The organism is Nocardia sp. NPDC050713, assembly GCF_040654315.1.
Lineage (GTDB): Bacteria > Actinomycetota > Actinomycetes > Mycobacteriales > Mycobacteriaceae > Nocardia.
In genome coordinates this window covers 90,405-109,195 of the sequence record NZ_JBFAHS010000006.1, presented here as the reverse complement: position 1 = coordinate 109,195, position 18,791 = coordinate 90,405, and the positions used below count along the sequence as shown (strand labels likewise).

At 68.8% G+C, this 18,791-nt stretch carries 22 protein-coding genes; 8 read left to right on the top strand and 14 right to left on the bottom strand.

Annotated elements, in window-relative coordinates:
* Nucleotides 1-28 precede the first annotated feature (28 nt).
* Entirely contained in the window at nt 29-1,273 is a 1,245-nt protein-coding gene (locus AB0H49_RS14220; RefSeq protein ID WP_357251213.1) for an FAD-dependent oxidoreductase, read from the top strand.
* A gap of 55 nt (nt 1,274-1,328) precedes the next feature.
* Here the strand turns inward: AB0H49_RS14220 and AB0H49_RS14215 are convergent, their stop codons facing one another.
* From AB0H49_RS14215 to sdhC, 6 genes are all read right to left on the bottom strand, one after another.
* Nucleotides 1,329-1,763 carry a PIN domain-containing protein gene (locus tag AB0H49_RS14215; RefSeq protein WP_355000002.1) on the bottom strand — a complete coding sequence of 145 codons (435 nt, stop codon included), beginning with the start codon at nt 1,761-1,763 and terminating at the stop codon, nt 1,329-1,331.
* The gene (locus AB0H49_RS14210; RefSeq protein ID WP_355000001.1) at nt 1,760-1,978 is read right to left on the bottom strand and encodes a type II toxin-antitoxin system VapB family antitoxin; all 219 of its coding nucleotides are present in this window, start codon (nt 1,976-1,978) and stop codon (nt 1,760-1,762) included. The genes AB0H49_RS14215 and AB0H49_RS14210 overlap by 4 nt, the downstream gene beginning before the upstream one ends.
* 161 nt (nt 1,979-2,139) lie before the next feature.
* Nucleotides 2,140-2,913, bottom strand: coding sequence for a succinate dehydrogenase iron-sulfur subunit (locus AB0H49_RS14205; protein ID WP_355000000.1), 774 nt, complete (start codon nt 2,911-2,913; stop codon nt 2,140-2,142).
* Nucleotides 2,913-4,682: a succinate dehydrogenase flavoprotein subunit gene (sdhA, locus tag AB0H49_RS14200; RefSeq protein ID WP_354999999.1), complete on the bottom strand. Its 1,770-nt coding sequence runs from the start codon at nt 4,680-4,682 to the stop codon at nt 2,913-2,915. Before sdhA ends, AB0H49_RS14205 begins: the two co-directional genes overlap by 1 nt.
* A 91-nt stretch (nt 4,683-4,773) precedes the next feature.
* Nucleotides 4,774-5,205 carry a succinate dehydrogenase hydrophobic membrane anchor subunit gene (locus AB0H49_RS14195; RefSeq protein ID WP_067787814.1) on the bottom strand — a complete coding sequence of 144 codons (432 nt, stop codon included), beginning with the start codon at nt 5,203-5,205 and terminating at the stop codon, nt 4,774-4,776.
* 5 nt (nt 5,206-5,210) lie between these two features.
* On the bottom strand, nt 5,211-5,609 hold the full coding sequence (gene sdhC, locus AB0H49_RS14190) for a succinate dehydrogenase, cytochrome b556 subunit (protein WP_354999998.1): 399 nt from the start codon (nt 5,607-5,609) through the stop codon (nt 5,211-5,213).
* Nucleotides 5,610-5,923: 314 nt separating this feature from the next.
* Here sdhC and AB0H49_RS14185 point away from each other — a divergent pair, with 314 nt between their 5' ends.
* The gene (locus tag AB0H49_RS14185) at nt 5,924-6,325 is read left to right on the top strand and encodes a cytidine deaminase (RefSeq protein WP_354999997.1); all 402 of its coding nucleotides are present in this window, start codon (nt 5,924-5,926) and stop codon (nt 6,323-6,325) included.
* Nucleotides 6,326-6,331: 6 nt separating this feature from the next.
* Here AB0H49_RS14185 and AB0H49_RS14180 read toward each other — a convergent pair whose 3' ends face one another.
* The gene (locus AB0H49_RS14180; RefSeq protein WP_357251206.1) at nt 6,332-6,580 is read right to left on the bottom strand and encodes a hypothetical protein; all 249 of its coding nucleotides are present in this window, start codon (nt 6,578-6,580) and stop codon (nt 6,332-6,334) included.
* 95 nt (nt 6,581-6,675) lie between these two features.
* Between AB0H49_RS14180 and AB0H49_RS14175 the strand changes: the two genes are divergently transcribed.
* From AB0H49_RS14175 to AB0H49_RS14165, 3 genes are all read left to right on the top strand, one after another.
* Entirely contained in the window at nt 6,676-7,965 is a 1,290-nt protein-coding gene (locus tag AB0H49_RS14175) for a thymidine phosphorylase (RefSeq protein ID WP_357251203.1), read from the top strand.
* A gap of 132 nt (nt 7,966-8,097) precedes the next feature.
* Nucleotides 8,098-9,195 (top strand): adenosine deaminase, encoded by a 1,098-nt coding sequence (locus tag AB0H49_RS14170; RefSeq protein ID WP_357251200.1) that lies wholly within the window; start codon nt 8,098-8,100, stop codon nt 9,193-9,195.
* A 59-nt stretch (nt 9,196-9,254) separates the two neighbouring features.
* On the top strand, nt 9,255-9,911 hold the full coding sequence (locus AB0H49_RS14165; protein ID WP_354999993.1) for a hypothetical protein: 657 nt from the start codon (nt 9,255-9,257) through the stop codon (nt 9,909-9,911).
* A 38-nt stretch (nt 9,912-9,949) separates the two neighbouring features.
* Here the strand turns inward: AB0H49_RS14165 and AB0H49_RS14160 are convergent, their stop codons facing one another.
* The 5 genes from AB0H49_RS14160 to AB0H49_RS14140 form a co-directional block, all read right to left on the bottom strand.
* A complete protein-coding gene (locus AB0H49_RS14160; protein WP_354999992.1) occupies nt 9,950-11,194 on the bottom strand; it encodes a primosomal protein in 1,245 nt (414 codons plus the stop codon).
* Nucleotides 11,195-11,220: 26 nt separating this feature from the next.
* Nucleotides 11,221-11,568, bottom strand: coding sequence for a YbaB/EbfC family nucleoid-associated protein (locus AB0H49_RS14155; RefSeq protein WP_067787802.1), 348 nt, complete (start codon nt 11,566-11,568; stop codon nt 11,221-11,223).
* A 22-nt stretch (nt 11,569-11,590) separates the two neighbouring features.
* On the bottom strand, nt 11,591-11,941 hold the full coding sequence (locus AB0H49_RS14150) for a hypothetical protein (protein ID WP_354999990.1): 351 nt from the start codon (nt 11,939-11,941) through the stop codon (nt 11,591-11,593).
* A gap of 73 nt (nt 11,942-12,014) precedes the next feature.
* Nucleotides 12,015-13,133 carry a C40 family peptidase gene (locus tag AB0H49_RS14145; protein WP_357251194.1) on the bottom strand — a complete coding sequence of 373 codons (1,119 nt, stop codon included), beginning with the start codon at nt 13,131-13,133 and terminating at the stop codon, nt 12,015-12,017.
* Between the two features lie 4 nt (nt 13,134-13,137).
* Nucleotides 13,138-13,455: a hypothetical protein gene (locus AB0H49_RS14140; protein ID WP_354999988.1), complete on the bottom strand. Its 318-nt coding sequence runs from the start codon at nt 13,453-13,455 to the stop codon at nt 13,138-13,140.
* A 145-nt stretch (nt 13,456-13,600) separates the two neighbouring features.
* Here AB0H49_RS14140 and upp point away from each other — a divergent pair, with 145 nt between their 5' ends.
* A complete protein-coding gene (upp, locus tag AB0H49_RS14135; protein WP_357251191.1) occupies nt 13,601-14,224 on the top strand; it encodes a uracil phosphoribosyltransferase in 624 nt (207 codons plus the stop codon).
* A gap of 22 nt (nt 14,225-14,246) precedes the next feature.
* Here the strand turns inward: upp and AB0H49_RS14130 are convergent, their stop codons facing one another.
* Nucleotides 14,247-15,740, bottom strand: coding sequence for a phospho-sugar mutase (locus tag AB0H49_RS14130; protein WP_357251188.1), 1,494 nt, complete (start codon nt 15,738-15,740; stop codon nt 14,247-14,249).
* Entirely contained in the window at nt 15,741-16,520 is a 780-nt protein-coding gene (locus tag AB0H49_RS14125; protein ID WP_354999985.1) for a purine-nucleoside phosphorylase, read from the bottom strand.
* A 167-nt stretch (nt 16,521-16,687) separates the two neighbouring features.
* Here AB0H49_RS14125 and AB0H49_RS14120 point away from each other — a divergent pair, with 167 nt between their 5' ends.
* Complete coding sequence (locus tag AB0H49_RS14120) at nt 16,688-17,392, top strand: enoyl-CoA hydratase-related protein (protein ID WP_357251185.1); 705 nt, start codon at nt 16,688-16,690, stop codon at nt 17,390-17,392.
* Between the two features lie 79 nt (nt 17,393-17,471).
* Nucleotides 17,472-18,713 (top strand): M20 family metallopeptidase, encoded by a 1,242-nt coding sequence (locus AB0H49_RS14115; RefSeq protein WP_357251182.1) that lies wholly within the window; start codon nt 17,472-17,474, stop codon nt 18,711-18,713.
* Nucleotides 18,714-18,791 lie beyond the last annotated feature (78 nt).

Genomic DNA, 18,791 nt, shown 5'->3' with positions numbered 1-18,791 from the left:
AGAGTCTAACTTCTGCTAGCCTGGCGCCATGATCGAACGAACGGGGTGCGTCGTCGTGGGTGGCGGCCCAGCGGGGATGATGCTCGGACTGTTGCTGGCTCGCGCGGGCGTCGAGGTGACCGTGCTCGAGAAGCACGCCGACTTCCGCCGGGACTTCCGCGGCGACACCGTCCACCCGTCGACACTGCGCCTTCTCGACGAACTCGGCTTGGGTGAACGGTTCGCGAGAATTCCGGCCGGGCGCCTGCGGCAGATGCGGATACGCATCGGCGACACCGTCGTCGTGATGGCGGATTTCAGTCGAATTCCCGGTCGGCACAAGCACATCGCGATGGTGCCCCAGGGCGATTTCCTCGATCTGCTCTGCGCTGCCGCTTCCGAGGAGCCGACGTTCACCCTCCGTCGCAATTGCACCGTGACCGGATTGCGCCGCGACGACGACGGCCGGGTCACCGGCGTCGACTACACCGATGCGGACGGTGGATCGCGGGCGCTAACGGCGGATCTCACGGTCGGCTGCGACGGCAGGTGGTCGGTGGTGCGCCGCGAATCCGGACTGCCGGTGCGCGAGTTCGAGGTTCCGATGGATGTGTGGCAGGTCCGAGTCCCGAAGGCTCACAGCGGCGACGGCGAGGTGTTCGGCTGGTTCGGCGGTGGTCAGGTGGCGGTCGCGATGGACCGCGGCGACTACCAGCAGGTCGCCTACCTCATCGCGAAAGGCACCGACGAGCAGCGGCGAAGCGAGGACATCGCGGCGTGGCGGTCCCGTCTGGGCGAGTTGTGCGGTTTCTCGGATCGGCAACTGGCCGCCATCCGCGACTGGGACGATGTCGCCGTCCTGCGGACCGGGATGAACCGCCTGCGCCGCTGGTACGCCGACGGCGTGCTGTGCATCGGCGACGCCGCGCACACCATGTCACCGGTCGGCGGCGTCGGCGTCAACCTCGCGATCCAAGACGCCGTCGCCACCGCCCGCTACCTCGCCGAACCCTTGCGCCACGGCACAATTCGCCGCACCGACCTGGCCCGCGTCCAACGCCGCCGCTCTCTCCCCGCGGCGGTCGTCCAGCAGACCCAGCGCGGCGAACACGACATGCTCATCCACCCGGCCCTCGACGCCACCCTCGATGAACACCACCTCCCAGCGCCCCTACGCCTGCTCCGCCGCTCGCCCCGGCTACGCGCCATCACCGCCTACGTCGGCGGCATCGGCCTCCGCCCCGAACACGCCCCACCCTTCGCCCGCCGCACAGAGCGCTCCCCAGTCCTTTGAGCGGTCCACTGCGCGAATCCCGTGGGCGGCATCTGCGGACCCACACGCGAGTGAGTCAGTTCAAGCTGCCCTGGGGAACGACCCACACCTGTGGTTGCCGGGTTACGGCCGCGATGTGCTCGAAGTCGGCGTCGTAGTGGACGAGGACCGCGCCGTGGAACTCGGCCACGGCGGCGGTGAGCAGATCGATGATTCCGGCTGAACGATGCTGACTCCTGCGCGCCATCAGCAGCTGAACTTCCCGGGCGCGATCGGCGATGGTTTCGTTGATCGGCAGGTTGATGTACAGGGAGCGTCGTCGTTGGCCGATGTTCTGGACGTCGGCGAGATTGCGGCCGGAGTATCCGGCCTCGAGGTCGACGGTTACGCAGGTCGCGGCGGCGCGGTCGGCGATGAGGCCCGCGATGACGCTTTGTACCGGTGCATGCCTGATGCGAGCGGCCGCTGAGGTGTCCACGAGATGCAGCCGCAGTGGTGTCGTTTCGGTCAACGGCGAGCCTGGCGCATGATTTCCGGATCATCGATGTCCGGCCCGACCCCGAACCCGTGGGGATCGTTCAGCACCTGCTCGATCCGTCGCCTGCGATCGGCCACGAACTCGAGCGCGGCATTGACCGTGTCCTTCTTCGTGGTCGTGCCCAGCTCCTTGGCGGCCAGCGCCAACGCTTCGTCGTTGAGGTCGATCATGGTCTTCATATGTCTCATGATAAATCTCCAGCAGAGTACCCAGCAATATCGATGGGTATTCGTAGCCCTCGACGCTGCGGATCGGTGCGTGCCGGTCGCGGGGCGGAGCGCCAACGACGAAGGCCGCCACCATGTTTGGATGGTGGCGGCCTTCGTTGTTCGGCCGGTGGGTCCGGGGGTCAGCGGGCGAAGAGGAGGGCTCGCTTGACTTCCTGGATGGCCTTGGTGACCTCGATGCCGCGGGGGCAGGCGTCGGTGCAGTTGAAGGTGGTGCGGCAGCGCCAGACGCCTTCGACGTCGTTGAGGATGTCGAGGCGTTCGCGGGCGGCTTCGTCGCGGCTGTCGAAGATGAAGCGGTGGGCGTTCACGATCGCGGCCGGGCCGAAGTAGCTGCCGTCGCTCCAGTACACGGGGCAGGAGGTGGTGCAGCAGGCGCACAGGATGCACTTGGTGGTGTCGTCGAACCGGGCGCGGTCGGCCTGGCTCTGGATGCGCTCGCGGGTCGGCTCGTTACCCGTGGTGATCAGGTAAGGCTTCACCGCGCGGAACGCGTCGAAGAACGGCTCCATGTCGACGACGAGGTCCTTCTCCACGGGCAGGCCGCGGATCGGCTCGACGGTGACGGTGAGCGACTTGCCGCCCTTGGGCAGCATGTCCTTCATCAGCACCTTGCAGGCCAGCCGGTTCACGCCGTTGATCCGCATCGCGTCCGAACCGCAGACGCCGTGCGCGCACGAGCGGCGGAAGGTGAGCGTGCCGTCCAGGTAGGACTTGATGTAGATGAGCACGTTCAGGAAGCGGTCGGTCGGCAGGACCGGCACCTGGAAGGACTCCCAGTGCGCGCCCTTGTCGTCCTCCGGGTTGAACCTGGCCACCTTGACGGTGATCATCACCGAGCCGTCGGGGACCGGAGCGGGCTTCTGCGAAGAGGGTGCTTCGGCAACAGCAGTCATCAGTACTTACGCTCCATCGGCTCGTAACGGGTCTGCACCACCGGCTTGAAGTCGAGGCGGATGTCGGAGATGAGCTCGGGGCTCTCCTTGTAGGCCATGGTGTGCCGCATGAAGTTCACGTCGTCGCGGTCCGGGTAGTCCTCGCGGGCGTGGCCGCCGCGCGATTCCTTCCTGTTCAGCGCGCCGACGACGGTGACCTCGGCCAGCTCGAGCAGGAAGCCGAGCTCGACGGCCTCGAGCAGGTCGCTGTTGTACCGCTTGCCCTTGTCCTGCACCGAGATCCGCGAGTACCGCTCCTTGAGCGCGTGGATGTCGGTGAGGGCCTGCTTGAGGGTGTCCTCGGTGCGGAACACGGCGGCGTTCATGTCCATCGTGTACTGCAGCTCGGTGCGGATGTCGGCGACCCGCTCGTCACCGTGCTCCGACAGCAGCATGGCCAGCCAGTCGGTGACCATCTGCGCCGGCTTCTCCGGCATGTCGACGAACTCGGTGCGCTGGGCGTACTCCGCGGCGGCGATGCCCGCGCGGCGGCCGAACACGTTGATGTCGAGCAGCGAGTTGGTGCCGAGGCGGTTGGAGCCGTGCACCGAGACGCACGCGCACTCGCCCGCGGCGTAGAGGCCGGGCACGATGTCGGTGTTGTTGCGCAGCACCTCGCCGCGGATCCGGGTCGGGATGCCACCCATCACGTAGTGACAGGTCGGCATGACCGGCACCGGCTCCTTCACCGGGTCCACACCCAGGTAGGTGCGGGAGAACTCGGTGATGTCCGGGAGCTTCTCCTCGAGCACGTCCTCGCCGAGGTGGGTCACGTCGATGAGCACGTAGTCCTTGTTCGGACCGGCGCCGCGACCCTCGAGCACCTCGAGCACCATCGAGCGGGCGACGATGTCGCGCGGCGCGAGGTCCTTGATGGTGGGCGCGTAGCGCTCCATGAACCGCTCGCCGGACGCGTTGCGCAGGATGCCGCCCTCACCGCGGACCGCCTCCGAGATCAGGATGCCGAGACCGGCCAGACCTGTCGGGTGGAACTGGTGGAACTCCATGTCCTCCAGCGGCAGACCCTTGCGGAACACGATCGCCATGCCGTCGCCGGTCAGCGTGTGCGCGTTCGAGGTGGTCTTGTACATCCGGCCCGAGCCGCCGGTGGCGAACACGATCGACTTGGCGTGGAAGACGTGCAGCTCGCCGGTGGCCAGCTCGTAGGCGACCACACCGGTGGCGACCGGACCGCGGTCGGTCTCGGTGAGTACCAGGTCGAGCACGTAGAACTCGTTGTAGAACTCCACGTCGTGCTTGACGCAGTTCTGGTACAGCGTCTGCAGGATCATGTGGCCGGTGCGGTCGGCGGCGTAGCACGCGCGGCGGACCGGAGCCTTGCCGTGATCGCGGGTGTGACCGCCGAAGCGACGCTGGTCGATCTTGCCCTCGGGGGTCCGGTTGAACGGCAGACCCATCTTCTCGAGGTCCATCACCGCATCGATGGCCTCCTTGGCCATGATCTCCGCGGCGTCCTGGTCGACCAGGTAGTCACCACCCTTGACGGTGTCGAAGGTGTGCCACTCCCAGTTGTCCTCTTCGACGTTGGCCAGCGCGGCGCACATGCCGCCCTGGGCGGCGCCGGTGTGGCTACGGGTCGGGTACAGCTTGGTCAGCACGGCGGTGCGGACCCGGGGACCGGCCTCGATCGCCGCGCGCATGCCCGCGCCACCGGCGCCGACGATGACGACGTCGTAGCGGTGTTCCTGAATCGGTCGCGATTCACTCATGCCTGCGCCTCGCTCCGCTCAGCTCCGGCATGTGCGAAGCACGCTGTGTCGATGATTCGTTCGCTGCGCTCACTCATGCGAGGGCCTGTTCCTAACTGATGTTGGGGTCGAAGGTGAAGATGACGTAGGTGCCGACGCCCGTGACCAGGATCATCGAGATCACCAGCAGGGTCTTGAGCCAGAACCGGGTCGAGTCCTTGCGGGAGTAGTCGTCGATCACGGTGCGCAGACCGTTGCCGCCGTGCAGCTGGGCCAGCCACAGCATGGTGAGGTCCCAGATCTGCCAGAACGGGGAGGCCCAGCGGCCCGCGACGAAGGCGAAGTTCAGTCGCTGCACGCCGCCGTCGATCATCAGCATGATGAACATGTGGCCCAGCACCAGGACCATCAGCAGCAGGCCGGAGAAGCGCATGAACAGCCACGCGTACTTCTCGAAGTTGTTGCTGGAGCGAGCGCGCGGCGAGCGAGGCAGATCCAGGCTGGCCGGACGGTCGTAAGACTTACCGAGAACAGGTGCGGTCATCGCGATCAGTGCTCCGTCAACAGGTAGAAGAACTGGCGGCCGATACCGGCGGCCGAGACCAGGATCCAGATGGCGAGCACGATCCAGAGCATCTGCCGCTGGTAGCGCGGGCCCTGGGACCAGAAGTCGACGAGGATCACGCGGACGCCGTTGAGCGCGTGGAACAGCACGCAGACCACGAGGCCCATCTCCATCAGCGCGACGAGCGGCGTCTTGTAGGTCTCGATCGCCGCGTCGTAGGTCTCCGGGCTGACCCGGACGAGTGCAGTGTCCAAAACGTGCACGAAGAGGAAGAAGAAGATGGTGACACCGGTGATCCGGTGCAGCGCCCAGGACCACATTCCGGGGTCGCCTCGGTACAGCGTCTTCCGCTTCGGCTGGGCCGGAGCTTCGATCGTGGTCATAGAGTGCGGTGCCTCCAACGTCGTTGATGGACCCGGTCTCAGGTCCCGGGCCGGCCGCGTGAAGGGGGCGAATGCCCAGGTTGCTGCGCTGTGCTCCAAGTGTGCTGGAGTACGGTGCTCCGTTCGCACGAGGCCCGCCGGGAACCTGAACCGATCTGTTGTGGACTCTAATCCTCTCGGTTTCGCGGAACTAATTCGGCGTGCCGTGCGTTGCGCGACATTCCGCTGGGTTAGGTTTACCTTTGTTGATGCGTAATGGGGTGCGCGCGGGCTCTCGCGCGGCCTCGTCGCGGTGGTTCGGCGGGAGGTTCACGATGCCGGAAATCGAGTGGAATGTTTTGCGCGACAATGCTATTCGAGTTATGCGCAATGCCTATGCGCCCTACTCTCGTTTCCCGGTCGGCGCCGCGGCTCTCACTTCGGACGGTCGAATTGTGAGCGGTTGCAATGTGGAAAATGTCTCATATGGATTGGGCCTCTGCGCCGAATGCGTACTCGTCGGTAACTTATTCGCGGGCGGCGGCGGGCGTCTCGCGGCGGTCTCGGTCTGCGATTCCCGCGGCGAAATCCTGATGCCGTGCGGTCGCTGCCGACAGCTTCTCTACGAGCACGGCGGCCGCGATCTCCTGGTGGACCACCGCACGGGCCCCGTCCGGCTGAGCGCCCTGCTGCCCGACGCCTTCGGTCCCGACGACCTCAGCGCCGGACAGCAGTAGGGGGCGTCAGCAGTCGGCCTCGAACGATTCGTCGATCTCCGCCTGCGTCGGCGTCTCGGCGCTCGGCACGTGAATGGGAGTGAGCCCCATTCGCTGCATCATCAACGCGACACCCTCGCCGATGGCGGACGACTGGGCAGCGAGCCGGTTCGCGTAGATCTTCACGCCGCGCACATCCCGCAGCAGCGTCTCTTCGAGGTCGGCGACGCGTGTCTCGATCCTGGCCGTTCGACGATCCAGATCTGAGCAGGTCATCTGATTCCCCCTTTGTCGATCGATTGATGCGGCGAGGCTATCGGAGGTCACTGACAAGAACCAGCCGCGGTGGAGTGTCGTGCCAGACTGGCCGGGTGACGGGTGTGGACGCGGTTTCGATCATCACGACCAAGCGCGATGGCGGGGGGCTCTCGGACGCGCAGATCGACTGGGTGGTCGACGGATTCACCAGGGGCGCGGTGGCCGACGAGCAGATGTCGGCGCTGGCCATGGCCATTGTCTGGCGCGGGATGACGCGCAGGGAGACGGCCCGCTGGACGGCCGCGATGATCGCCTCTGGACGGCGAATGGACTTCACGGATCTGCCGCGCCCCACGGTGGACAAGCACTCCACGGGCGGGGTCGGCGACAAGATCACGCTGCCGCTCGCGCCGCTGGTCGCCGCGTGTGGCGCGGCGGTGCCGCAACTGTCCGGACGTGGGCTGGGTCACACCGGCGGCACTCTGGACAAGCTCGAGTCGATCCCAGGCTGGCGGGCCGACATCGACGTGCCGCGCATGCGCGAGATCCTGGCCGACCCGGCGATCGGCGCGGTCGTGTGCGCGGCGGGGGCCGACCTCGCGCCCGCCGACAAGCGCCTCTACGCCCTGCGCGACGTCACGGGCACGGTCGAGTCGATCCCGTTGATCGCCAGCTCGATCATGAGCAAGAAGATCGCCGAGGGCACCGGCGCGCTGGTGCTCGACGTGAAGGTCGGAGCGGGCGCGTTCATGAAGGACCACGGCGCGGCCCGCGAACTGGCCACGACCATGGTCGAGCTCGGCGCGGACGCCGGGGTGCGCACGGTCGCGTTGCTCACCGCGATGGACACCCCGCTGGGGCGCACCGCGGGCAACGCGCTCGAGGTGGCCGAATCGGTAGAGGTGCTGGCCGGTGGCGGGCCCGCCGACGTCGTCGAGCTCACCCTCGCGCTGGCGCGGGAGATGGTGGCGCTGGCGGGCCTGGACATCGATCCGGCCGACGCACTCGCCGACGGACGGGCGATGGATCACTGGCGCGCGATGGTGCGAGCCCAGGGCGGTGACCCGGACGCGGCCCTGCCGCGCGCCACGCACACCGAAACTGTCCGCGCCGAGCGCGACGGCGTTCTGACCCGCCTGGACGCCATGGGCGTCGGCGTCGCCGCGTGGCGCCTCGGCGCCGGTCGCGCCCGCCAGGGCGACCGGGTGCAGTTCGGCGCGGGCATCGAGATGCACGCCAAGCCGGGCGATCCGGTCGTCGCGGGACAGCCGCTGCTCACCCTGCACACCGACACGCCGGACGCGATCCCGGGAGCCGTTGCCGCACTGGCGGATTCGATCACCATCGGCGCCACCGCGCCGATCGGGGACGTCCCGCTGATCTTGGACCGGATCGGTTCCTGAGCGCCGAAACCGGCCGTGCTCGGCGTCGCTACGGAGACGCGCTGTGAACCGCGCCGTGGCCCGCCGGCAACGAGATGGTTGACACGGCGGAACTTCGCTGCCGATTCCGCGCGGCGCGGCTAACGTGTGGTCATGACAGGACCGATGCCGCTCACCCTCGCCTCGATCCGCCAAGCTCCCAAGGCGCTGCTGCACGATCACCTCGACGGTGGTCTGCGGCCTGCGACGGTGCTGGAGCTCGCCGCCGATTGCGGTTACGAAGACCTACCCGCCACCGACGAGGCCACCCTGGCGGCCTGGTTCCGCGACGCCGCCGACAGCGGTTCCCTGGAGCGCTACCTGGAGACGTTCGCGCACACCGTCGCGGTGATGCAGACACCGGAGGGCCTGCGCCGGGTGGCTCGCGAGTGCGCCGAGGACCTGGCCGCCGACGGCGTGGTGTACGCCGAGGTCCGCTTCGCGCCCGAGCAGCACCTGGAGCGCGGCCTGAGCATGGACGAGGTGGTCGAGCACACCTTGGCCGGCTTCCGTGAGGGCGAGGCGGCCGCCGCCGAGGCGGGCCATTCCATCGTGGTGACCTGTCTGCTCACGGCCATGCGGCACGCGGCGCGTTCGCGTGAGATCGCCGAGCTCACGGTGCGCTGGCGCGACCGTGGCGTCGGCGGCTTCGACATCGCGGGTGCGGAGGCGGGCTTCCCGCCGAGCAGGCATCTCGACGCGTTCGAGTACATGCGGGCGAGCAGCGCGCACTTCACCATCCACGCGGGCGAGGCGTTCGGCCTGCCGTCGATCCACGAGGCGCTGGCGTTCTGCGGCGCCGACCGGCTCGGGCACGGCGTGCGCATCACCGACGACATCCACGTGCCGGGCGCGCTCGAGGACGCGGAACTGGGGCTGGTCGCGAACTACGTGCGGGACATGCGAATTCCGCTCGAGCTGTGTCCGTCGTCGAACGTGCAGACCGGTGCGGTGCCCGCCCTGGACAAGCACCCGTTCGATCTGCTCGCCCGGCTGCGCTTCCGCGTCACGGTGAACACCGACAACCGCCTGATGAGCGACACCACGATGAGCGCGGAGATGCTGAAGCTGGTGGAGACCTTCGGCTACGGCTGGAGCGATTTGGAGCGGTTCACCATCAACGCGATGAAGTCGGCCTTCATCCCGTTCCCGGAGCGGCTGCGCATCATCGACGACATCATCAAGCCGGGGTACGCGGTGCTGCTCGGCTGAACGAGGGCGCGGACGGACCACCGGCGCACGGCATACAGGGCGGTCTATCGTGGGATGTTGTGACGAGTGTGCAGATTCCCGGTCGATTCAACGGCCCGCCGGATTCGGGTAACGGCGGTTACGTCTGCGGACGTCTCGCCGAGCACCGTGACGAAGGCACAGTGACCGTCATGTTGCGCAACCCGGCTCCGCTGGACACGCCGTTGCGGCTGGAGGACGGCAAGTTGTTCGACGGCGAGCGCCTGATCGCCGAATCGCGAGCGGGCGCCTTCGAACGGGATGTTCCGGGACCCGTTCCACGCGAAATCGCGGAGAAGGCCACGGGCTCGTACGAGACCAACGACATGTTCGCGCTCTGCTTCGTCTGCGGAAACGCACGCGAAGATGGACTGCGTATCGAGCCGGGGACGGTGCGCGCGGGGCTGGTCGCGGCACCGTGGACGCCCGACGAATCGCTGGCGATCGGAGACGCGCTGCTGTGGGCGGCGCTGGACTGCCCGGGTGGCTGGTCGGTGCCGGGCATGCTGGACCGCCCCGCACTGCTCGGCTCGATGACGGCCGCGGTGCTCGGCCTACCCGAGGTGGGCGAACCGTGCGTCGTGGTCGGGGAAAGCCACGGCGAGCAGGGTCGCAAGATTTTCACCGCCAGCGCGGTGTACGGCAGCGACGAGCGGCTGCTCGGTCGCGCCGAGCACATCTGGATCAGGCTGAAATGAGTTCGGGGCCGAACGTATTCGGCCCCGAACTCAGCGGACTACTGCGGCGCGAGCCGAGCTTCGAACCCGCGCTCGAGCTCGCGCCAGCTCTGCGCCTCCGCGGCGAACGGCGGGTTCGGCGCCATCCGGGTCGGGTCCGGGTTCAGCAGGTACGACACGTACCAGCCCAGGGGAGTGGACTGGGCAAGGGCCTGCTCGACGGCGTCGTCCTCGGCGTAGTCGGCGGCGTCGGTGAACAATTCGACGGCCAGGTCGAGCTGTTCGATGTCGACTGCCTCCGGGCCCTCGGCCAGGTCGTCGGCCAGACCGGGCAGCACGTAGACGTTCTCGTCGGTCACCTCGACCTCGAGCGAGCCGTCCACGGCGGCGGTCTGCACCTCGCCATAGGTGCTCACCCTCGCCAGATCGTGCTCGTGCTCGTCGGCGAGGTAGCGCGCGAGGGCGCGCTCGGAGGTGAACACCGTGATCGAGCCGTTCTTGCCGAGGAAGATCGGTTCGTCGTCGAGATAGCAGCGCAGCGTGAAGTAGGTGCCGTCCGCGGTGACGATCTTGACCGGGTCGATGCCGACCTCGTGCCAGAACGAGTCGTCTTCCTCCTCGTCCTCGTCGTCCAGGTCGACGGCCTCGAATTCCTCGTCCTCGTCGCTGTCGGCCGCGTCGTCTGCGTCGACCACGTTCTCCTCGGCCGCGAGCAACTCGGCCTCGGCGACCGCGACGGCCTCGGCGTCCACGTCCGGGGTGGCGACCACCGAGTCGATGGCGTCGAGCACCGAGTCCCAGTCCTTGGCGATGGCCGCGCCGATCTGGTCCCAGAGTTCCTCGCCGTCGCGACCGACGAACGCGCTCACCCCGCCGGGCAGCGCGCCGAGCACCGGGTGTGAGCCGAAGAACTTGGTGACCGTCTCCAGCTCGCACACCTCGCCGATGTTGCGGACCATGCCGAGGGTGTCCTCCAGCTCGGCGATGCTGTCCACGTCGGGATCGCCCGCGGCCAGCTCCGGCACCGCGACCAGGTCGAAAGTGAAGTTCTCCTCCGGCTCCAGTTCCACCGCCGACAGTCCGGCGACGACCTTCCACGCGGGATGGTCGACCAGGTCGTTGTCGGAGCTGGTCCGGATGAACGCGGCCAGTTCGGCGACGGTGTCGAAACCATAGAGGGAATCCTCGTGTCCGAGGAATGCCATCCACTCGTCGTCACCGTCGCGCCAGCGCGGTGCCCACAGGGTGACGAGATCGCCGTCGGTCAGGCCGAGCTCGATCGGGACGATGTCTCCAGAAGCCATGTGCGGAAGCCTATCGACCTTCCGGCTCAGGCACTATCCGGCCCGCCCCCAATTGTGCCCGCCGCGCCGTTGGGCGCCGGGGCGAACGACTCGTTCAGTGTCGCAACGACCTTCGAGCGCTGTGCTCCCGCGTCCTCGGAGGCCTGCCTGCAGGCCCAGACGATCAGCTGGGAGACGTCGGCGGGCGCCATCGAGGTGACCGCCTCCGACAGCGTCAACCCGACCAGCGCGCCCTCGCTGTTCACCTCGACGGTGACCGCGCCATCTTCGGTGGTGAACTGGCCGCGCACCTGCTTCAGGCCGTACAGGGCGGCCTCGAGCGCTTCCAGTTTCTGGGTCGCGCTCGCGACGAGCGCGTCCATCTCGGCACTCATGCCAATTCCTCGCTTCGCTCGTTCATACCGGCCGCATCCAGCTCGTCGGTCCCGTGTCGGCGTCGTCGATGCGGTCGAGTTCGTCGACCGCCTGCTGCCGGGTGGGCAGTCCGAGCCGGTCCAGGACGTCGGCGGGCATGCCCGACTCGGCGAGGACCTCGCGGCGCTTGGCGCGCGCGGCGATGGCCGAGCGCTGCGTCAGGCGCAGGATCTCGTTGGCGAGAGCCTGTGCGCCGTAACGGTATTCACTGCGCTCGAACTTGATCTCGACCGGCATGCCCTGGTCGGTCGCGCGCACCGCGATGGTGCCGGACCGGTTCTGGCTGACGGCCAGGGTGACGTTCGGAATCTGCTGGGCCTGCTGCTCGGTCATGCCTCCGCCTCGCTGGCGCTCGGCTCCGGCATGCCCTCGGCGGGCTGGCACATGATTCGCTCACTGCGTTCGCTCATGCTGTCGGCCTGTAGAAGCCGTAGAACTCCATACCCATGTTCTCCGTTCGGATGGAACTGACCGAGACCGGGTCGCCGGCCTCGACGAGCTGCCCGTTGCCGACGACCATGGCGACGTGGCCGTCCCATACGGCCAGGTCACCCGGCATCAGATCGCCGGGCGACACCTGCGGGTGTCCGATGTGCTGTTCCTGAGCCAGGCGCGGCAGTTCGACGCCCGCCTCGCTGTAGGCGTACTTGGTGAGGCCACTGCAGTCGATGCCGGAGCCCGGGGTGTTGCCGCCCCAGACGTAGGGCGTGCCGACCGCGCTCAGTGCCGACTGGACCGCGGTCGCGGCCTTCTCGTTCGGCGCCTCGACGACGCTACCGTCGGGCAGCGTGATCTTCACGCCGTCCTTGGTGCTCGGCGTGGCGGTGGTGTCGCCGGGCTTCGTGGAGTTCGAGTTCGAATTGTTGCTCGTGCCGGGACTCGTCTTGGCGACGTTCTGCGCGGAACTGCTCGCCACGCTGGTGATCAGCGAACCGGCCTGGCCGACCACGCCCATCAGGCCCTGGATGCCGGTGCCGGCCGTGCTGGTGATAGCGCCAGGCAGCGACGCGAGCGACGGGCTGGAGGGCGCCGGGGTCAGCTGGCTCATGGTCGCGGTGTGCGTGTCCAGCTCGTTGCGCACCCGACCGACCACGCCGAGTCCCTGGTTCAGGTGATCGATGGCGGTGCCGACCAGGGCCGCGAAACCCGGTGGCGTGGTGATCGTCGGGCCGAGCGCCGTCGCGGTGTTCACGAAGGACTGCACGATGCCGTTGAGATCCTTCTGCCCGGTCTCGACTTCGGTGGCGGCCTGGTCGACGACGGTCGCCATCTCGTTGCCGCGATCGGAGATGTTGGCCGCGGAGGTCTGCACGCGCAGCGCCTTCGCGGTCGCGGCGTCGGCGGCGACGCCGTCCCACGCGGTGTTCATCTGGTTGATGCTGTTGCGGCCCAACTGATGCAGCTGATCCAGCGCCGTCGAGGTGGAGGTCAGCGAGTCGGCCGGGCCGCCGCTGGGCAGCACGCCGGTGCCGAAGCTGCCGAGCAGATCGAGCAGCGGCTTGACCAAGAGGTTGACGTCGATCACCGGCTCATCCGTCCAGGTCGGCGGACTTCAACGCGGCCGCGTTGTTCATGTCCGTCTCGGTGAGCACGGTGGCCGCTCCGGCCGCCGCGCCGCCCATGCTGGACAGGACGGCCGACAGTTGCGCGATCGACGCGACGTGTCCGGCGTGCGCCGCGGAATACGCGGCCATGAAATCCCCGCCGATGAGCCCCATGATCGGCCCGAGCAACGCGGGCGAGGCGCCCGCGGCCCCCGCTGCGACACCGGCCATTTCACCGGCCATCACCTCGGCGGTGGCGCCGTAGGCGGCGATGCCCTCGGTGTCCGCCGACATCTTTGCCATAGTGCTTCCCCCATCTGTTCGTTCCCAGGCAGAGTACGTCATCCAACTGGTTCGACGCGCCGCCTTGCCATTCGGTTCCCTCGCCTCGGAAAAAATTCACGAGGACGTTCGACGCCGAACTCGCCTCGAACCTTATCGTTCCCTCATGCGTACGCACACCGTGGACCATCCACTCGCCGCCACCCTGCTGACGACGATGCGCGACGCGCGCACCCCCAACGCGGTATTCCGCAACGCGCTGCGCGATCTCACCGGCATCCTGGTCTACGAGGCGCTGCGCGACGCGCCCGTGACCAGGTACGAAATCGAAACCCCCGTCGCCTTCGCCGAAGGCGTGCGGCTGGCCCATCCGCCGCTGCTGGTCCCGGTGCTGCGCGCCGGGCTCGGCATGGTCGATGCGGCCGCCGAGCTGATCCCCAACGCCCAGGTCGGTTTCGTCGGCCTCGCCCGCGACGAGACCACTCACCAGCCGGTGCCGTACATGGAATCGCTGCCCGCCGACCTGTCCGGCATTCCGGTGTACGTGCTCGACCCGATGCTGGCGACCGGCGGCTCCATGCGCCACACCCTCGAATTGCTCGCCGCACGCGGCGCGACCGACATCACCGCGATCTGCGTGGTCGCCGCGCCGGAAGGCATTGCGCTGCTGGAGAAGTCGGGGCTGCCGGTGCGGTTGGTGACGGCGACCGTCGACTCGGGCCTGAACTCCGACGCCTACATCGTCCCCGGCTTGGGCGACGCGGGCGATCGCCAGTTCGGACCGCGCTGACGCGCTCAGCGCGGCCGGGTGGCTACAGCGCGCGGCAGAACGCCGCGAGCGCCGTGAGTCGTTCGGCGGCAACGCGTCTGGCGTCGGTGAGACCGGCGCGGTCGGCCACCGGCTCGACGACCTCCAGGTAGCACTTGAGTTTCGGCTCGGTGCCCGAGGGCCGGATCACCACCCGGGAACCCGCGCCCTCGAAAATCAGTGCGTCGGTGCGCATTCGGCCGCGAGTCTGGAGCAGATCCGCGTATTTCATCGGCTCGCCCGCGATCTCGTGGGGCGGGGCGGCACGCAGCCGCTCGACCACCGCCGCGGCGGCCTCGGCGTCGGCCAGCCGCAACGCGACCTGATCGCCCGCGTGCAGGCCGAATTCGACCGCGTACCCGTCGAGTTCGTCGAGCAGCGTGCGCCGCTCGACCTTCAGCCGGGCCGCCAGGTCGGCGGTGAGGACGACCGCCGAGATGCCGTCCTTGTCGCGCACGGCCGCCGGGTCGACGCAGTGACCGATGGCCTCCTCGTAGGCGTACACCAGTCCGTCGCCCGCCCTGGCGAGCCATTTGAAGCCGGTGAGCGTCTCGGCGTACCGGGCGCCGCGGGCCGCCGCCAGCTTGGACAGCAGCCGCGACGAGACGATCGTGGTGGCGACCAGCGCGTCCGGCGGCGCGGTGCGCAGCACGCAATCAGCAAGCAGCACACCGGTTTCGTCGCCCCGCAGCATCCGCCAGCCGTCCGGGCCCGGCACGCCGACCGCGCACCGATCCGCGTCGGGGTCCAGCGCGATGGCCACGTCGGCGTCCACCCGTTCGGCCAGCGCGAGCAGCAGGTCGGCGGCTCCCGGCTCCTCCGGGTTCGGGAAGGCGACGGTGGGGAAGTCGGGATCGGGCGCGAATTGTTCGGTCACCACGTGCACGTCGGTGAAACCCGCCGCGGCCAGCGCCCGCACGGCGAGATCGCCGCCGACTCCGTGCAGCGGCGTCAGCGCGATCCGGACGTCGGCGCGCGCGCCCGGCCCGCCGACCAGTTCCGGCAGCCGGGCCACCCGCGCGAGATAGCGGTGCACGAGCGCGTCGTCGGATTCGGCGACCGGTGTGCGCGGGATCGGTCCGGCGACCGCCTCGATGCAGCGCTCGATCTCGGTGTCGGCGGGCGCGATCAACTGCGAGCCGCCGTCTAGATAGAGCTTGTAGCCGTTGTCCTCCGGCGGATTGTGCGACGCGGTGATCTGCACGCCCGCCACCGCGCCGAGCTCGCGCACCGCGTACGCCACCACCGGCGTCGGCACCGCGCCGGGCAGCAGGGTGACCGGAAAGCCCGCCGCCGCGAAGATTTCCGCGACCGCGGTGGCGAATTCGGGCGAACCGTGCCTGGCGTCGCGGCCCACGACGACGTGACCGCCGCCGAGGCATCGGCCGCGCAGCCAGTCGATCACGCCCGCCGTCGCCCTGCTCACGGTCGTCACGTTCATGCCGTCCGGGCCCTCGCGCAGCGGCCCGCGCAGCCCGGCGGTCCCGAAGCGCAGCATCTAGAGCCGCTCCAGCACGCCGCGCAGCAGCTTGCCGAGCCGAGGTGCGGCCGCGTTGCCCTCGGCGAGCACCTCGGCATGCGACAGGTGCTCGCCGGTCACGCCCGCGGCCAGGTTGGTCACCAGCGAGATGCCGAGCAACCGGGCGCCGAGCGCGCGGGCGGCGATGGCCTCCAGCACCGTCGACATGCCGACCAAGTCGGCGCCGATGGTGCGCAGCATGCGGATCTCGGCGGGCGTCTCGTACTGCGGTCCGGTCAGGCCCGCGTACACGCCCTCGGTCAGGCTCGGGTCGATTTCCCTTGCCAGCGCCCGTAATTCGGGGTCCCACGCGTCGACCAGATCGACGAAGGTGGCGCCCGCCAGCGGGGTGCGGGCGGTGAGATTGAGGTGATCGCTGATCAGGACCGGCTCGCCGACCTGCAAGCCGGGCCGGATGCCGCCCGCCGCGTTGGTCAGCACCACGATCTCCGCGCCCGCCGCCACCGCGGCCGACACCGGGTGCACCACGTCGGCGGGCTGGTAACCCTCGTAGAGATGCTGGCGGCCCATCAGCAGCAGCACCGGCGTCTCGCCGACGGGCACCGAATGCACCACGCCGACATGGCCTTGCGCGGTCGGTTCGCCGAAACCGGGCAGTTCCGGCATCGACACCGACGCCGACGGCGCGCCGATCTCCGCGGCCGCCTGCTGCCACCCCGAACCGAGCACGACGGCCACCCGGTGGCGCTCGACTCCCGTACGTTCCGCGATCGCCTCGGCGGCCTGTTCGGCAAGCATGAAGAGAGTGTATTTGGCGCGCTGGCGCGCCGCGAACGGTCGCTCGTCGGGCTCGCTCCGGGGGCGGTCGGCAGGGCGTGGATGGTTCGTTGGGCGTCGTTGCGTGCCGAGTTGCGGTGGGCTACCCGCCAGTAGGCAACGTCTACCGATGGCGATACGCTGCACGCATGCCGTATCTGGAGCGTCAGGGAGATGTGTTCGTGCTGTACCTCGGGAACGAGGGACAGACCGACAGCGAGAACCGCTTCCATCCGGACTGGATCGCCGAAGTGCACGCGCTGTTCGACAAGGTCGAGGCCTCGGAGGGGCCCGCGGCGCTGGTGACCACGGCGACCGGCAAGTTCTTCAGCAACGGCCTGGACACCGACTGGCTGTTCGGCAACCTCGGCGAGATCCACGGCTACCTGGACAAGGTGCACTCGCTCTACACCCGCCTGCTCGCCTTCCCGATGCCGACGGTGGCCGCCATCAACGGGCACGCGTTCGGCGCGGGCGCGATGCTGGCCACCTCGCACGACTTCCGCGTCATGCGGGCCGATCGCGGCTTCTGGAGCCTGCCCGAGGTGCACCTCGGCATGCCGTTCACCGTCGGCATGAACGCGCTGCTCACCAACCGCCTGACCAACCAGGTCTGCGTGCAGGCCATGACCACCGGCCATCGCTACCCGGCCGACCAGGCCATCGCGGCGGGCATCGTGGACCAGGCCGCCGAAGCCGACGCGTTGCTGGAGACCGCCGTCGCCCAGGCCGCGGCACTCGCGGGCAACCGCAAGCCGAATCTGCCGATCATCAAGCGGGCGCTGCACGCCGAAGCGCTGGCCGGGCTCGCGGTGCGGACCAGCCCCGAGAACCTGGCGTTCGCCGCCGGATAATCCCCGGCCGGGCCCGGGTGTGACCGGGCAGACGGATATGAGTGGGCCCGATTCGCGACACAGTGCCAGACTGTGTCCCATGCCTCCACCGCGCAGCGGGCCTCAGGAAACGAGCAGCACGTCGCGCGCTGTCCACACCGACGGCGCCGCGGCGGCTTCCGACGCCGCTGTCGCCGCCGCGGCCACCCGGTTGATCGAACTCTCGCATTCTCTCCACGCGGAGCCCGAGCTGGCTTTCGAGGAGACGCGCAGCGTCGCGAAGGTCCTCGCGCCGCTGGCCGAGCGCGGTTTCGAGATCCACTCCGGCGTCGCCGACCTGCCAACGGCGTTTCGCGCCAGCTATGGAAGCGGCGAGCTGACGGTCGGCATCTGCGCGGAATACGACGCACTGCCCGAGATCGGGCATGCCTGCGGTCACAACATCATCGCCGCGTCGGCCGTCGGCGCGGCGCTCGGCCTCGCCGAGGTGGCCGACGAACTCGGTATCACCGTCGTGGTGCTCGGGACGCCCGCCGAGGAAAGCGGCGGCGGCAAGGTGCTGATGCTCGAGCGCGGGGTCTTCGACGACGTCGCGATGGCGATGATGGTGCATCCAGGCCCGTACGACATCGTCGGCGCGCGCTCGCTCGCCCTCGCCGACATCGGCGTGGTCTTCCACGGGCACGAGGCGCACGCCAGCGCGGCCCCCGAGCACGGCCGCAACGCGGGGGACGCGGTCACCGTCGCACAGGTTGCTCTGGGTTTGCTGAGGCAGCATCTCCTGCCTGGTCAGCAACTTCACGGTATAGTCAGCGACGGTGGCGTAGCCCCCAACATCGTGCCCGGACGTGCGGAACTGCTGTACTACCTACGCGCAGTCGACTCCGCATCCCTCGAGGATCTGATGCGACGAGCGTCGGCTTGTTTCGAGGCGGGCGCCCTGGCGACCGGCTGCACCCACGAAATCCGGACGCTCGCGCCTACATATACCGAGCTGACGCCCGATCCGGCACTACTGTGTGCCTATCGCGAGCAGATCGCCGACCTGGGACGGGTGCCGATCGCACCGGAGCTCGAGGCGCAGCGACCGCTCGGCAGCACCGATATGGGCAATGTCACCAACGTCATCCCGGGCATCCATCCGGTCATCGGCATAGATGCCGGTGGGGCGGTGACACATCAGCCGGGATTCGCCGCGGCCAGTGTCAATGCCTCGGCGGATCGCGCGGTAACCGATGGCGCGGTCGCGCTCGCGCGTACCGCAATCGCCGTCGCACGCGATGAAGAACACAGAGACAGGTTGTTGCAACGACTCGTTCAACGACAGGAGGACATTCGGTGAGCACTACAGGCCGACCGGCGGCGCGAGCGACGGGCCAGGAGGCGGCGCGCGCTACCACGGAGGGCCCCGCGAGTGCCG